Raw genomic sequence first — 14,156 nt, forward strand, 5'->3', positions numbered from 1 at the left:
CTCTTATAAATGCATCAAAACGGATCAAACTGCATCAAACGACATTCAATGAAAACGAAAGTGGACGTCATGGACAGTGAAGAGTCTTCGCCTCGGAGATCGGGGCCCCGGCACCTCCCGGCGACCGACGCCGCACTGGCCGTTGTGATTCTGCTGCTGGGTTTCTTCCTGGCAGGAACCGGAAGCAGCCTCGTGCAGCGTTGGCGTTCCTCCTCGGCGCGTCAGCAGTCGCTGGCGTTCGAGGACCAGCTCGGCATCATCGCCAACACCACCGGCCTGATCGTGATCACGTGGTGGGTCATGTCGCTTACGGCCGCGGTGGCTGCGGCGCTGCTTGAGCGCAGCGGCAGGACCCGCGCCGCGACGGCCACAAGCAAATTCAGCCCCGCGTTCATGCGACGCCTCGCTCTGGCCGCCGTCGGATTCCAGCTCCTCGCGGCACCGTTGGCCACCGCGGCCACGGCGCCCCCGCGCCCCGACCCCGGTTCCTTCCCCCGGCCGGCCGTCTCCGCGCAGTGGACTCCGACCGCAGCGGCTGCCAAAGGCCTGGTTCTCCCCCGCCGCATGCTCGACCTTGCCGCCCCGGCTTCCCAGGCTGAAACAACCGCCCCTGCTCCCGCGACCGGTCCCGCGACGAGTCCCGCCGCTCCCGGGCCTGACGTCACCGCGCGATGGACGCCCCGCGCCCCCGCCGTGGAGCCCGGCCCACTGGCGGCGCGTCAGCTCCGCACGCAAGATCCCGCGGGATCACGCGCCGAGGTAACTGTCCGTTCCGGGGATTCACTCTGGAGCCTGGCCGCGGCCGGGCTCGGGCCGTTCGCGTCGGACGTCGACATTGCCCGGGAGTGGCCCCGGCTGTATCAGGCCAACCGGGCGATCATCGGAGAGAGCCCCCACCTCCTGCGTCCGGGCCAGGTCCTCAGACTTCCCCCTGGAGACTAAGGCCGACGCCGGGAACACGGCCACGACGCACCAGGCACCGCTCGGCGGGGCCTCGGCGCCAAAGACCTTCAGCAAAGAGAGAAACGCAGCAACACAGGAATCCAGCAACAGCCAACAGCAAAGGAACCACCATGAGCGCCAACACCGGGATCCGCGCACTCGCGGCAACCCCAGCATCACCCCGCACCCCTCTCCGCGTGGTCCCCGCTGGTGCTGCCCCGGCGCCGGGCCGCGCGGCAGCTCCGCACACTGCAACGGCGGAACATCGTGCACCCTTGCAAGTCGTGGATGAGGGTCGCGAAATCTGCACAATCTGCCGCGGCACGGTCCAGGCCGCGATCGAGGTCCTTGCCGGTACACGGCCGGTCCAGCAGCTGGCCCGGCGGCTCGACGAACGCTGCCTTGCGGCCCTGCAACACCGGGCGGCCCTGACGCGGCGGGTGGCGTCCGGGAACTCTCCGACCGCCGGACGGTTGCACCGAAACCCCTCCGTGCGCTCGGTCCGGGCCTGCAAGGTCTCCGAGGACGTCTATGAGGCCAGTGCCGTGGTGGTCGACGAGCTCCGCGTCCGCGCCGTCGCTCTCCGGCTGGAACGTAGCAGGCTTGTCTGGCGGGTCACGGCTCTGGAAATCGGCTGACACCGCAGGCCGCACAGTAAGGCCGCACAGTCAGGCCCAGAGACGGCCGGGGCTCCCGGAAGGACAGGGCTCACGGAAGGAGGAGAGAGAAGCCGAAGGGGACCGGAACAAGTGTTCCGGTCCCCTTCCATGGCCGTCGATGGTGCGTCAGCGGCTGGCTTAGCGCCGCTTCTTCTTGCTGGCGCGGCGCGGGGCGTCCTGGGCTGCGGCCTTGGCCGGGTTTCCGGAGCGGCCGGAGGCCTTGGCCTCGACCCGCGTCTGGGCCGCGCCGTCCTCGCCGGGAGCGGTGTACTGCAGCTGGGCAGGCTTCTCAGGGGCTTCGAGTCCGGCAGCGTGGATCTGCGGCTCGTGGTGCTCCGTGTGCTGGCCCGCGGCGTCGGCGATCACCACGTCCTCAGCGGGGGTCACCTCGACCTCAAGGTTGAACAGGAAGCCGACGCTTTCCTCGCGGATGGCCTCCATCATGGCCTGGAACATGATGAAGCCCTCGCGCTGGTACTCCACCAGGGGATCGCGCTGGGCCATCGCGCGCAGGCCGATGCCTTCCTTCAGGTAGTCCATCTCATAGAGGTGTTCCTGCCATTTGCGTCCGATCACCGACAGGACAACCCGGCGCTCGAGCTCGCGCATGCTCTCGGAGCCGATCGCCTCTTCGCGTGCCTGGTAGACCAGGCGGGCGTCGGAGAGGATCTCCTCCCTGAGGAAGTCCACCGTAATCCGCGACTTGCCGCCGGCCTCATCGATCAGGTCGCGCGGCGTGACGCTCACTGGGTACAGGGTCTTGAGGTTGGACCACAGCAGGTTGAAATCCCAGTCGTCGCCGGTGCCCTCGGCCGTGGCTTCCTCGATGAAGGCGTTGATGGTGTCTTCCAGGAAAAACTGGACCTTCTCATGGAGGTCATCGCCTTCCAGGATGCGCCGGCGGTCGCCGTAGATGGCTTCGCGCTGGCGGTTCAGGACGTCGTCGTACTTCAGGACGTTCTTGCGCTGTTCGGCGTTCCGGCCCTCCACCTGGCCCTGGGCCGAGGCGATGGCGCGGGAGACGAGCTTGGATTCCAGCGCGACGTCGTCCGGCACCGAGCTGTTCATCAGCCGCTCAGCCGCGCCGGAGTTGAACAGGCGCATCAGGTCATCGGTCAGGGAGAGGTAGAACCGGGACTCGCCGGGGTCGCCCTGGCGGCCGGAGCGTCCGCGCAGCTGGTTGTCGATGCGGCGTGACTCGTGACGCTCGGTCCCGAGCACGTACAGGCCGCCGAGGTCGAGGACTTCTTCATGCTCTTCCTTGACCGACTGCTTGGCGGCTTCAAAGGCGGCCGGCCAGGCGGCCTCGTATTCTTCGGAGTTCTCCTCCGGATCCAGCCCGCGCTTGGCGAGTTCGGCAACGGCGGTGAACTCGGCATTGCCGCCGAGCATGATGTCGGTACCGCGGCCGGCCATGTTCGTGGCCACGGTGACGGCGGCCTTGCGGCCTGCCTGCGCCACGATCGCGGCTTCCCGCGCGTGGTTCTTGGCATTCAGCACCTCGTGCCGGACACCTTCCTTGGCCAGCAGCCGGGACAGGTATTCGCTCTTCTCGACGCTAGTGGTGCCGACCAGGATCGGCTGTCCCTTTTCATGCCGTTCGGCGATGTCCTGGACCACGGCGTCGAACTTGACTGCCTCATTCTTGTAGACCAGGTCCGCCTGATCGATCCGCGTCATGTCGCGGTTGGTGGGGATGGCGACGACGCCGAGCTTGTACGTGCTCATGAACTCGGCGGCCTCGGTCTCGGCCGTGCCCGTCATGCCGGCGAGCTTTTCATACATGCGGAAGTAGTTCTGCAGCGTCACCGTGGCGAGGGTCTGGTTCTCGGCCTTGATCTCGACGCCTTCTTTGGCTTCGATGGCCTGGTGCATGCCCTCGTTGTACCGCCGGCCGGCAAGGATGCGTCCGGTGTGCTCGTCCACGATCAGCACTTCGCCGTCGAGGATGACGTAGTCCTTGTCCCGCTTGAACAGTTCCTTGGCCTTGATGGCGTTGTTCAGGAAGCCGATGAGCGGGGTGTTGGCGGACTCGTACAGGTTGTGGATGCCGAGGTAGTCCTCCACCTTTTCGATCCCGGCCTCGAGGACGCCGACGGTGCGCTTCTTCTCGTCGACCTCATAGTCGGCCTCGGGCTTCAGCCGCGTGACCACCTTGGCGAATTCGCTGTACCAGCGGTTGGTGTCGCCCTGGGCGGGTCCGGAGATGATGAGCGGAGTGCGGGCCTCGTCGATGAGGATGGAGTCCACTTCATCAACGATGGCGAAGTGGTGGCCACGCTGGACGAGTTCCGACTTGTCCCATGCCATGTTGTCACGCAGGTAGTCGAAGCCGAATTCGTTGTTGGTGCCATAGGTGATGTCCGCGGCGTACTGCTCGCGGCGCACGGCGGGGTCCTGGTTGGACAGGATGCAGCCGCTGCTCAGGCCCAGGAAGCGGTAGACGCGGCCCATGAGGTCGGACTGGTATTCGGCGAGGTAGTCGTTCACGGTGATGACGTGCACGCCGTTGCCGGCGAGGGCGTTGAGGTAGGCCGGAGCGGTGGCCACCAGGGTCTTGCCTTCACCGGTCTTCATCTCGGCGATGTTGCCCAGATGGAGGGCGGCGCCGCCCATCAGCTGGACATCGAAGTGGCGCATGCCGAGGGTGCGGGAGGACGCTTCACGGACGGCGGCGAACGCCTCGGGCAGCAGCTCGTCCAGCTTTTCGCCGTCGACGTGCCGGGCACGGAGGCGGTCAGTCTCTTCACGCAATTCGGCGTCGCTGAAGGTCTTGAAGGAGCTTTCCAGGGCGTTAATGGAATCGGCATAGTTCCGCAGTTGCCTCAGGGTTTTTTTGTCACCGGTGCGGAGAAGTTTTTCGATAAGTGATGCCACGTGAAGTTGCTCCCAGTCTCAAGCTGCCGAATTCTGGCGTGTTTAGTCTACGGGAGAGACGCAGGGCCGGTTACGCCTGTTCCCTCAGAGCGGATACACCGTTTTCCGGCCGGTGACGGCGTCCGCGAGCGCCGGTGCCAGATCCCCCGTGGGGGAAACAACAACCCGGTCCAGTTCCAGCCACTCTGCCATGAGCCGCAGCTCCGCGGCGAGTTCGACGGCGGTGTCCGCCGGCGCGTCCGGCTCGGCGTGCGCGGCCCTCGCCAGGAGGAGTCCGTTGGCACGGTCGGCTTTGAGGTCCACCCGGGCCACAATCCCGTCGCGCAGCAGGAACGGGAGCACGTAGTACCCGAAGCGCCGCTTCGCCTCCGGGGTGTAGATCTCGATCCGGTAGTGGAAGCCGAACAGTGCCTCGAGCCGGCGGCGCTCAAAGACAAGGGAGTCGAAGGGGCTCAGCAGCGCCCGGCCGGTGGCCGCACGCGGCAGCTTCGCCAGCACGTGCCGGTAGAGCGGCTTGTCCCAGCCGGCGACGGTGACCGGCTGCAGCCGCCCGGCCCCGACGAGGTGCTCCACGGACACGGCTGCCGCCCGCAGCGGGGTCCGGAAGTAATCCGCGAAGCAGCGGACCGTACCGATCCCGTGCGCCTGGGCGGCGGCTTCGATCAGCCGGTCCATCGAGGCAGCCCGATCCGGCTCGGACCCGCCAGGACCATCGGGCCCCGCAGGCAGGATTTTGGCGGTCAGGGTGTAGCGGCGTTCGAAGGATTCGGTGCGGGAAGCGGCGGAGACCAGGCCTTCCTCGAAGAGGTGTTCCAGGACCCTCTTGACGGCGTTCCAGTTCCAGCCCCAGTTTTCCTGTTGCTTGTCCTCGACGTGCCCAAGGCGGGCTGTGAGTTCCGCAGCGGTCATGGGCTTCCCGGTGGCGAGCGCCTCCAGCACCCGGGACGCGACGCCGTTCCGCAGTTCCGGGTCCATGGCGTGTGCTCCCACCCATTTCCGGCTCTGCCACTGGACGAGGTCCCGGAAATGGTCGGGGTGGATGAAGCTGGCCTCGTGGGCCCAATACTCCATCATGCGCCGCGGGTGGGTGCCGGCCATCCGGTTCAGGATCCCGCGGTCGTAGTTGCCCAGCCGGGAGAAGAACGGGAGGTAGTGGCTCCGGGACAGCACGTTGACGGAGTCGATCTGGACCAGGTGCAGGCGGGCAAAGGTGCGGCCCACCGCCCGTGCAGTCACGGGTCCGGCGGGCCGCATCTTGTCCAACCCCTGGGCTGCCAGTGCGATCCGCCGGGCCTGCTTAAGGCTCAGCGATTCGTGCATGCCAGTCCCTCCGTCGAAAAGTCAGCGCCAGCTTATGTGCTGGCCGGCTCCTCCTCGGAACGGTAGGCGAGGATCTTCTCTTCGGGCGGCGTCTCGCCCGGTTCGCAGGTCTGGTCGAGGGAAATCACACCGTAGGTCCAGCCGTCGCGGCGGTACACGACGGACGGCGCCTTGGTTTCCTTGTCCACGAACAGGTAGAAGGCGTGCCCGACGAGCTCCATATTGTCGACCGCATCGTCAAGTGTCAGGGAGGCCGCCGGGAAGACCTTGCGGCGGATCAGCACGGGCGAGTCGCCGGCGGGGATGTCGTTCTCGACCTCATAGGGAGACTTCTCCGCGGGAGCCTGCTTCGGTTCGTCCCAGTGGCTCGCTTCCTCGTAGAGGGGCTCAGTGGTGCTGGCCGGTTCCAGCGAGGCTGTCGCCTCGCGGACGGCCACGGGGGTGTGCCTGCCGTGATGGACCTTCTTGCGGTCCTTGGCCCTGCGCAGGCGTTCAAGAAGTTTGTTGTAGGCGAGATCGAACGCGGCGAACTTGTCTGCGGCGCTGGCTTCGGCCCGGATGACGGGGCCCCGGCCCAGGACTGTCAGCTCAACGGTGAGCATTTCATCGGCCTGACGGGCCTTGGTCTCTTTGGAGACCTTCGCGTCCACCCTCTGGACCCTGTCGCCAAGCGAGGTGATCTTCGAGATCTTCTCGTCGGCGTACTCGCGGAACCGGTCTGAGACCGTTAGATTTCGTCCGCTGATCATGAACTCCATGGTGCCCTCCAAATAACTTCGGTGACACGACGGCGGCACTTCCCGGGGCCGATCTGACTGACAGTCGAGCCCCTTTCCGAGCCGCTATCGACAGGTACATCTGTTCTTGGTACCCATCTTCGACGTTAGTTCATAGCCACCTCTTATTCATCCTTTCTTGGTTTATTTTTTTCCATGTCCGCCACCATCCCTTCCGGCTTGCCTGCCACCATGCCGTCAGCGGCTCCGATGTCGGACGCGACCGGCGGGCGTGTCGCAGCGAGCACGACAGCACCCCGGACAACGGCTCCTGCCAGCTGCAAGGCACGGGCAGCCTCTGCAAGGGTGGCGCCCGTAGTGAGCACGTCATCAACGATGATGCAGGGCCGTCCGCGCAGCTCCGGAGGCCACAGGCCGCCCTTGGCGCGCATGGATCCCCGCACCCGCTGCGCCCGGGCACCGCGCCCCAGCCCTTTCTGGCCGCCGGCCAGTCCCTGCAGAGCGTCACAGCCTTTTCCAGTCCCAAACTTCGGAGCGGCCCCCGGCCCCAGCAGACCGGACGCCGAAGCACGCGACTTCCGGGCCCACGCCAGGGGTCCCGCCTTCCGCAGGGCATCCACGACCACGGGACCGGCCCCCGTTGCGGCCTCCGAAAGCGCGTACCGGATGAACCTCCTGAGCAGCAGATGGACCGGGCTGAAGCCCCGCTTCCGGTAGGCGCTGTTGCTCGTGGGCACCGGCACCAGCCAAAGCGCCGCAGAATCCCCCGCTGCGGAGCTCACGGCCCCGGCGAGGGCCTTGGCCAGCACGTCACCGAGCTGCGTCTGGCCGTACCGCTTGAAAGACAGCACGGCCTGCGCCAGCTCACCGCGGTAGGCGCCGGCCGCCACAACCGGAAGCAGCACGGAGCCGTCCATGTCCATCAGCGCCGGCGCCTGCGCCTCGGCCCGGAACGGGTTCCGGGTCAGCAGCCGGACCTGCCGCGCGCAATCGCCGCAGAGAGCCAGGTCCTCCGCCCCGCAGCAGACGCAGTCCACCGGAGCGGCGAGTGACAGCAGTTCAGCCGCTGCGGCGCCTGTCCGGTCCGCCAGCCGCACCAGTCCGCGCGGGTAGTCGCCACGATGTCTTGCCGGCTGGACTTCCCGCAGGGCCAGGTCCGGGTCCGCCGGCCGCCTGCCGTACCACATGTACTTCGTCATCTTTCAAGGCTCGCGCGGCCCCGCTGGCGGCGACAGTTGCCGGCGCCGCTATGTGGACAGCCTGCGGAGACCGCAGGTCAGCCGGGGAAGGACGGATCGATCAATCCCTTGAGCTGGGGCGACCAGCCGTTGCCCAGCCGCTGGAAGATGCTTTCGGCGGACTGGGCGAAGATTTCCTCCGGGCCGTTGCCGGCGCTGAGAGCCGTGAGCCCCGGCCATGGCGCGAGCTGCTCCGGCAGTGCGGACGTCAGGGACAGCAGTTCAGGAGTCACGGCGCCGCTCGCGGAACCCTTCATGACGGCGACCGTAGTGTCGTCTACCCAGACCCCCTGGTCCGGGTCAGCGGCGGTCAGGAGGGTCATCGGTGCGGTGAGGTCCCGCGGAGTGCCGTCGGCCGCCCTGATGATGCCCGTCACCTGGACCTTGGTCTTGCCGTTCTGCTCCGAGACAACGAGCGCCCTCGCGCCTTCACGGGACACCCTGAACTCCTTGACGGTCCGTCCGGCAAGCCAGCCCGGCGCCAGTGACACCGTGGGCACGGCCGCACCTTCGACCACGCCGACGGGCCGGTAGGCAACGACTTCGCTGGCGCCGCCGGCTCCCGGACCGGCCGTCCACACCCAGTCATAGCGTCCGAAGGAGGGCCTGGACAGGCTGGCGCGCGTGGTCAGTGCCCTGGCTGGCTGGCCCGGCACGATGGAGTACAGGGTCGTGCGGCCGGCGTTGAGGAATGCCGCCGATTGCGAGACCGGAGACTCCGCCGGGGCCCGGGGCACGAGAGCGGCGACGGACTGGATGTCCGGAAGCGGCGAGATCCTGTTGTTCTCGTACCGGACCAGATCGTTGTTGCTGACGGCGATCTGCCGGGCCGGGACGTTCTTGTCGCGTATCGGCGGAAGCACCGATCCGTTGTCTTCGACACGCACCAGGTCCTGATTGGCCCGGAGTTCCACATTGATGACGTCCGGCTGGCTGCGGAACGTCAACGCGAGCTGCGTCTGCATCCGCAGCCTGTCCTCATTGGAGGCCTCCACCAGGTCCTTCGCCGTGAGATCCACCTGGGCTGCCCCGGAGACGACCGGAACAGATTCCCGGGCCAGCTTGATGCCCGAGGGAAAGGCGCTGACGACGGCGCCCTTGAGATAGGCGGCGGGTCCGCCCAGGAGCGCGCTGGTCATGGCCTTGACGGTCTTCTTCTTGATGAACCAGCGGACATCGGGGACTGCGTAGGTGAAGGTGGGGTCGTAGAAGTAGATCGGATAGGCGCCGTAGATCACCTTGAAGGTTTCTTCCGGGATAGCCGTCCCGTCCGGAAGCTCCGCTATCCTCCATTCGCCGTCCACCTGGGTCAGCGTGGCAGGAATGCTCTCCATCGTGCCTGCGGGAAGCTGGGTGGCGATGCCGTCGGCATCGACTGAGTAGGCCACATCCAGTTCGTAGTTGAACACGTTTTCGACGTCCGTGCGCACCACCCGGGCGGACCGGAAGACGAGTACCCGCTGGTCCGGTTTCCACGAAACTGAGGAGGCCTGGGTGAGGTACTGGCGGGCGACGGCGTAGTCGTCCTCGTAGCCGCTGCCGGCGAGGTAGAAATCCTCGATCACCGCTTCGGGTCCTGCGCCCGGGCGGGGCGCGGACGGGAAGAAAACGGGGGCATTCTTGGGGTTTCCGGCGCTCTCGTCCGTGCTCTTGCCGACCGGCCCCGAGCGTGGGATCTGGGCGCACGACGTCAGCACGAGAAGGACCGCTGCCAGCAGGGCGGCGCAGAAAACCGTGAGCTTCCTCGAGGAACCCCTCATGACTCCTCCTTCATTCCCGCGGCGGTGCCCGCGGTTGCGGTCCCGGTTCCGGTCCCGGTCCCGGTCCCGGTTCCGGTCCCGGTTCCGGTTCCGGCATCCCCGGTGCCGCCGGCCTGGCCCTCCTGGACCGGCGCCGGGTCGAGGAGCAGCATAGTCCGAAGAGGCCCGGAACCTGGGAGTCCGACGTCGGCCGGTTCCAGCTGGAGTGGCGACCTCGTGATGGTCGCGCCCTGGCGCAGCGGAAGGGTCAGCCGGAAGTTGGCCCCGTTGCCCTTCTTACCCCAGGCCTGCAGCCAGCCGTTGTGGAGCTTGGTGTCCTCCGCGGCAATGGAGAGCCCCAGGCCGCTGCCTCCCGTTGTCCGGGCCCTGGCCGGATCGGCGCGCCAGAACCGGTCGAAGACGCGGGCCGCTTCCGCCGCACTCATGCCGATTCCGTGGTCGCGGACCGCCACGGCCACGGCGGTGCCGTTGGCCGCCACGGATACGTTCACCGGCCGGCCCTCGCCGTGCTCCAGGGCGTTAAGGATGAGGTTGCGCAGGATCCTGTCGATCCTGCGGTCGTCCGTCTCGACGATGACGCTGCCCGCGGGGGCATTGAGGGTGACCTCGGACCCGTACTCGGCCGCGACGGGGGCGACTCCCTCGATCACGTGGGTGATGAGCTGGACGATGTCGGTGGGTTCGGCGTCGAGCGTGGCCACACCGGCGTCGAAGCGCGAGATCTCCAGCAGGTCCGCCAGCAGGGACTGGAACCGCTCCACCTGGTTGTACAGCAGTTCGGCCGAGCGCTTGTTGATGGGGTCGAAATCGTCGCGAGCATCGTAGAGCACCTCCGCGGCCATGCGCACGGTGGTGAGCGGGGTGCGCAGCTCATGGGAGACGTCGGAGACGAAGCGCTGCTGCATCTGGGACAAGGTGGCGAGCTGCGTGATCTGTTCCTGCAGGCTCGCGGCCATGTGGTTGAACGAGGCGCCCAGCCGGGCCACCTCGTCCTCGCCCTTGACCACCATGCGCTCCTGCAACTGCCCGGCGGCCAGCTTTTCTGACACGACGGCGGCATGGCTCACGGGGCTCACGACGTTGCGGGTCACGTACCAGGCGACGGCACCGATCATGAGCACAAGCACAGCACCGCCGGCAAGCAGGACGTTCTGGATCTCGTCGAGGGTCTTCTGCGCCGTGTTGAGGTCATAGATGAGGTAGAGCTCGTAGACGGTGCCGTTGAAGGTGACCTTGTTGCCGACGGCGATGCCGGGGCGGTCCTCTGTACCCACCGGGAATTCCGTGGACGCCCAGAACTGGTCCTTGCCGGAGTCCTGGACGGCCTTGCGCAGCTCGGGCGGGATGACGCTGATGGTCAGCTGGTCCGAGGCACGCGATTCCACCCAGCGGTTGCGGGGCTTGGTCTGTTCCGGCATCGCTTCAAAGACATAGCGGCGCTGGATCACCGAGCCGCGGCCCTCGACGGCGTTCAGGGTGTCGTAGACGAGCGTGATGACGCTGGACTGGTCGGTGACCTGGGCGCCATCGAACGTGTCCTGGACCTGCTTGACGTTGTACCGCGTCTCGGACTCCGCTTGGGCAAGGCGTTCCTGAAAAAGGTTGTTGGCAATCTGGTTGGAGAGGTAGGCGCCCACTATGGCAAAGGAACTGACAGCGAGCATCAGCGTCGTCAGCACCGTGCGGAACTGCAGCGAGCGGCGCCATTTCCGGTGGACGGAGCGCAGCAGAAAGCGGGTGCCGGGCAGTAGTCCGGAAACTCCGATCCGGACCAGTCGGGCGACCCGTACACCCATGATCAGTGCGCGCCGGAGCCAGATTCTGGTGCGGAAGCGTACGAGGGGCCAGCCGTCGGCCGGACCGTGTTGCTGCCCGCCAGGGGCGGGGGCCGGTTCCGTCGCGCCGGCGGGCCGGCCGTCCGAGGGCTCAGGAACCTGCTTTGTAGCCGACACCACGGACCGTCAATACAACTTCGGGGGCTTCCGGGTCACGTTCGATCTTTGACCTCAGCCGCTGGACGTGGACGTTGACCAGCCGCGTGTCCGCGGCGTGGCGGTAGCCCCAGACCTGCTCCAGCAGGAGCTCCCGGGTGAAGACCTGCCACGGTTTGCGGGCCAGGGCAACCAGCAGGTCGAATTCAAGCGGCGTGAGTGAGATCCGCTCGGTGCCGCGGCTGACGAGGTGGCCGGCGACGTCGATGGTGACGTCCGCGATGCGCAGGGTTTCCGGCGCCTTCTGGTCACCGGGTCGGAGCCGGGCCCGGACGCGGGCCACGAGCTCGGCAGGCTTGAACGGCTTCGGCACATAGTCATCGGCGCCGGACTCCAGCCCCCGGACCACGTCCGAAGTGTCTGATTTAGCCGTCAGCATGACGATCGGGACATCCGACTCGGCACGGACCTGGCGGCAGACTTCGATGCCGTCCATGCCCGGAAGCATCAGGTCGAGCAGCACGAGATCGGGCTTCGACGAACGGAACACTTCGAGCGCCTGCCCGCCGTCGGCGCAGAAGACGGGCTCAAAGCCGTCATTGCGCAGCACAATGCCGATCATCTCGGCGAGCGCCTCGTCATCGTCCACTACCAGAATGCGTGCCTTCATAGTTATATATTCCCTTATTGAAATGGCTTTGTCGTATTCAGCGTTTTCGCGGCATGGCGCGGGCACTCCCCGGGGGCCGAAACTTCCGCGCACGGGCAATGCGGTGGTGACAAGAGACTGCTCGTCCTGCATGCTGTGGACAGGCACCCCTCCGGCCAGGCGACCGGAATGACCAGGCGACCGGAATGACCAGGAGGCTCCCGTGAACACCCCGATCTATCAGCTCGCCCTCGGCCGCGACTTTGCCCGGCTGCAGCCGGAACTGCAGGACTACTTCTCGCTTGTCCCCGGCTCGGGCCACTACGGCGTCGGCGAGGGTGTGTTTGAAGTGGTGGGCTGCCGGCAGCCCTGGCTGCGTCCGCTGCTGCGCCTGACGAGCGGCGAGCAAGCCTTCTTCCCGGAGTACGGCGAGGGCATCCCGTTCCGGATCGAGAACCATGCCCATCTGGACCCGTTCGGACGCTCCAGCCTGACGGCCCGCCGCGAGCTCTACTTCCCCGGCACCACCCGGCTGTTCCACGACACCACGAGCTTCGAGGACTCCGGCAGCAGGAAGGGGCTCGTCGATTACGTCGGCCGGTACCGGCGGCTCGTCACCGACCTCCATCTCAGCGTCACCGCCGAGGGGCGGCTGCGCGGCGTCTCGGAAGCGTCGCGGCTGTTCCTGGGGCCGCTGCGGATTCCGTTGCCCCGCGCCTTCGATGCCACAGCCTACGCCGAGCAGTGGTGGGAGCCGCGGGAAGGCAGCCAGGGCAAACACCGGATCCAGGTCAAGGTGATCCAGCCGCAGATCGGCCTGGTGCTGGTCTACGCCGGGCACTTCGACTACCGGCTGGAGCCCTACTCCGGGGGCATCACCGCCCCCGGCTACCTGCCCGACGCCGCCAGGCCGGACCGCTGGGAGAGCCGGGTCTGAGCACTTCGGCCTGGCTGCAGTCTGTGCCGTTTGGCGGTTCAGCCGAGGGCCAGCTGGTTGAGTCCGTCCGCCACCTGGGTCAGCCGGGTCAACACGGCCGTCGCGGACGACGGCGAGTGCCGCGCCAGCCCTTCCGAGGGAGTGACGCGCAGCGCGCTCAGCGTGGACGCCGGCAGCCCGAGCTGGCGCCACGGGCGCCAGACCGTTTCGACGACGTCGGCGACGCGCGGCAACACCGCCGACGGCGCGGCCACGTCCAGCGCGCCGGCCCAGAGCCGCTTGCCGGCCTCCACGGCGCCGGCCAGCTGCTCCCATTGGCGGGAGGTCAGGGCCCGCAGCGGGACGGCGATCCCGTCCGCCCCGGAGGAAATGATCCGGTCAAAGGGTGCCTCGACTTCCGGGACCGCGACGACGATTTCAACAGCGCCCGCTGCCCGCAGCGCGTCAATCACCAACCGCCAGGAGTCGGCAGCCTCCTCGCCGGGGACGGAGCGCAGGGTCCGGTAACCGCTGGACGTCGGAATGGTACCCGCCAGCACGGAGGCGACCTCCGGCTCGTCGATCTGCACGATGATGCGGGCACCGGGCGCCGACGCAGCAACCCGGCTGAGGTAACCGCCGACTCCCGCCGCCAGCGAGGAGGCGATATCGCGCCTGGCGCCGTAATCGATGAGCGCCCGCTCACCATTGTGAAGATGCAGGCCGGCGGCGAGGCTGAGCGGGCCGCGCAGCTGGACCTTAAGGTCCGTGGCGGGCGTGTCCTCGGCGCCGATCACGTCGGCCAGGATGTTGACGTCTGTGGAAAGGGCAGAGCGTGCCCGTTTCAGGTCCTTGCCGGGACGGTCCACGATCCGCCAGCCATAGGGCTGCACATCCACGGACAGCTCCACCAGCAGGGAGGCGGTCCGGCCGAGGGCGTCGGAGCCGACGCCGCGGTCCGGGAGCTCGGCGAGGAAGGGCAGGTGCGGGCTGCCGAGTTCGCCCCGGATGATCCGTGCGGCCTCGGCCGGGTCTTCGCCGGGCCACGGGCCGAGCGCTGTGGCGGTGACCTGGCCCGGATCCGGAGCCTGAGTCGGAGCCTGAGTCTGAGTCTGAGGGGTACCCAT

At 67.3% G+C, this 14,156-nt stretch carries 11 protein-coding genes; 3 read left to right on the forward strand and 8 right to left on the reverse strand.

Annotated features, from left to right (window positions below; genetic code table 11):
- Positions 1 to 48 precede the first annotated feature (48 nt).
- Both ACQCSU_RS05580 and ACQCSU_RS05585 read left to right on the forward strand, forming a co-directional pair.
- Positions 49 to 942 carry a LysM peptidoglycan-binding domain-containing protein gene (locus ACQCSU_RS05580; protein ID WP_426978731.1) on the forward strand — a complete coding sequence of 298 codons (894 nt, stop codon included), beginning with the start codon at positions 49 to 51 and terminating at the stop codon, positions 940 to 942.
- Positions 943 to 1,073: 131 nt separating this feature from the next.
- The gene (locus ACQCSU_RS05585) at positions 1,074 to 1,580 is read left to right on the forward strand and encodes an Rv3235 family protein (RefSeq protein ID WP_426978733.1); all 507 of its coding nucleotides are present in this window, start codon (positions 1,074 to 1,076) and stop codon (positions 1,578 to 1,580) included.
- Positions 1,581 to 1,739: 159 nt separating this feature from the next.
- On the opposite strand, the gene secA is transcribed toward ACQCSU_RS05585, so the two are convergent.
- The 7 genes from secA to mtrA form a co-directional block, all read right to left on the reverse strand.
- Positions 1,740 to 4,478, reverse strand: coding sequence for a preprotein translocase subunit SecA (gene secA / locus ACQCSU_RS05590; RefSeq protein ID WP_426978735.1), 2,739 nt, complete (start codon positions 4,476 to 4,478; stop codon positions 1,740 to 1,742).
- Positions 4,479 to 4,562: 84 nt separating this feature from the next.
- Positions 4,563 to 5,798 carry a winged helix-turn-helix domain-containing protein gene (locus ACQCSU_RS05595; protein ID WP_426978737.1) on the reverse strand — a complete coding sequence of 412 codons (1,236 nt, stop codon included), beginning with the start codon at positions 5,796 to 5,798 and terminating at the stop codon, positions 4,563 to 4,565.
- Between the two features lie 32 nt (positions 5,799 to 5,830).
- Positions 5,831 to 6,556, reverse strand: a complete 726-nt coding sequence (gene hpf, locus ACQCSU_RS05600; RefSeq protein WP_426978738.1) for a ribosome hibernation-promoting factor, HPF/YfiA family — start codon at positions 6,554 to 6,556, stop codon at positions 5,831 to 5,833.
- Between the two features lie 143 nt (positions 6,557 to 6,699).
- Positions 6,700 to 7,734: a ComF family protein gene (locus tag ACQCSU_RS05605; RefSeq protein ID WP_426978739.1), complete on the reverse strand. Its 1,035-nt coding sequence runs from the start codon at positions 7,732 to 7,734 to the stop codon at positions 6,700 to 6,702.
- A gap of 77 nt (positions 7,735 to 7,811) precedes the next feature.
- The gene (locus tag ACQCSU_RS05610) at positions 7,812 to 9,533 is read right to left on the reverse strand and encodes an LpqB family beta-propeller domain-containing protein (RefSeq protein ID WP_426978741.1); all 1,722 of its coding nucleotides are present in this window, start codon (positions 9,531 to 9,533) and stop codon (positions 7,812 to 7,814) included.
- Positions 9,530 to 11,329, reverse strand: a complete 1,800-nt coding sequence (gene mtrB / locus ACQCSU_RS05615) for an MtrAB system histidine kinase MtrB (protein ID WP_426979722.1) — start codon at positions 11,327 to 11,329, stop codon at positions 9,530 to 9,532. The genes ACQCSU_RS05610 and mtrB overlap by 4 nt, the downstream gene beginning before the upstream one ends.
- A gap of 130 nt (positions 11,330 to 11,459) precedes the next feature.
- On the reverse strand, positions 11,460 to 12,134 hold the full coding sequence (gene mtrA, locus ACQCSU_RS05620) for an MtrAB system response regulator MtrA (protein WP_354239413.1): 675 nt from the start codon (positions 12,132 to 12,134) through the stop codon (positions 11,460 to 11,462).
- 202 nt (positions 12,135 to 12,336) lie between these two features.
- Between mtrA and ACQCSU_RS05625 the strand changes: the two genes are divergently transcribed.
- Positions 12,337 to 13,050: a DUF4166 domain-containing protein gene (locus tag ACQCSU_RS05625; RefSeq protein WP_426978743.1), complete on the forward strand. Its 714-nt coding sequence runs from the start codon at positions 12,337 to 12,339 to the stop codon at positions 13,048 to 13,050.
- Between the two features lie 38 nt (positions 13,051 to 13,088).
- On the opposite strand, the gene ACQCSU_RS05630 is transcribed toward ACQCSU_RS05625, so the two are convergent.
- The gene (locus ACQCSU_RS05630) at positions 13,089 to 14,156 is read right to left on the reverse strand and encodes a hypothetical protein (RefSeq protein ID WP_426978744.1); all 1,068 of its coding nucleotides are present in this window, start codon (positions 14,154 to 14,156) and stop codon (positions 13,089 to 13,091) included.

The sequence above is a fragment of the Pseudarthrobacter sp. O4 genome (assembly GCF_050157025.1).
GTDB lineage: Bacteria > Actinomycetota > Actinomycetes > Actinomycetales > Micrococcaceae > Arthrobacter.

Excerpts from the sequence above, each read along its gene's own strand:
- ACQCSU_RS05630 (WP_426978744.1), bottom strand. The coding sequence starts at position 14,156 with ATGGGTACCCCTCAGACTCAGACTCAGGCTCCGACTCAGGCTCCGGAT.
- mtrA (WP_354239413.1), bottom strand. The coding sequence starts at position 12,134 with ATGAAGGCACGCATTCTGGTAGTGGACGATGACGAGGCGCTCGCCGAG.
- hpf (WP_426978738.1), bottom strand. The coding sequence starts at position 6,556 with ATGGAGTTCATGATCAGCGGACGAAATCTAACGGTCTCAGACCGGTTC.
- ACQCSU_RS05605 (WP_426978739.1), bottom strand. The coding sequence starts at position 7,734 with ATGACGAAGTACATGTGGTACGGCAGGCGGCCGGCGGACCCGGACCTG.
- mtrB (WP_426979722.1), bottom strand. The coding sequence starts at position 11,329 with ATGGGTGTACGGGTCGCCCGACTGGTCCGGATCGGAGTTTCCGGACTA.
- ACQCSU_RS05580 (WP_426978731.1), top strand. The coding sequence starts at position 49 with ATGAAAACGAAAGTGGACGTCATGGACAGTGAAGAGTCTTCGCCTCGG.
- ACQCSU_RS05585 (WP_426978733.1), top strand. The coding sequence starts at position 1,074 with ATGAGCGCCAACACCGGGATCCGCGCACTCGCGGCAACCCCAGCATCA.
- ACQCSU_RS05610 (WP_426978741.1), bottom strand. The coding sequence starts at position 9,533 with ATGAGGGGTTCCTCGAGGAAGCTCACGGTTTTCTGCGCCGCCCTGCTG.
- ACQCSU_RS05595 (WP_426978737.1), bottom strand. The coding sequence starts at position 5,798 with ATGCACGAATCGCTGAGCCTTAAGCAGGCCCGGCGGATCGCACTGGCA.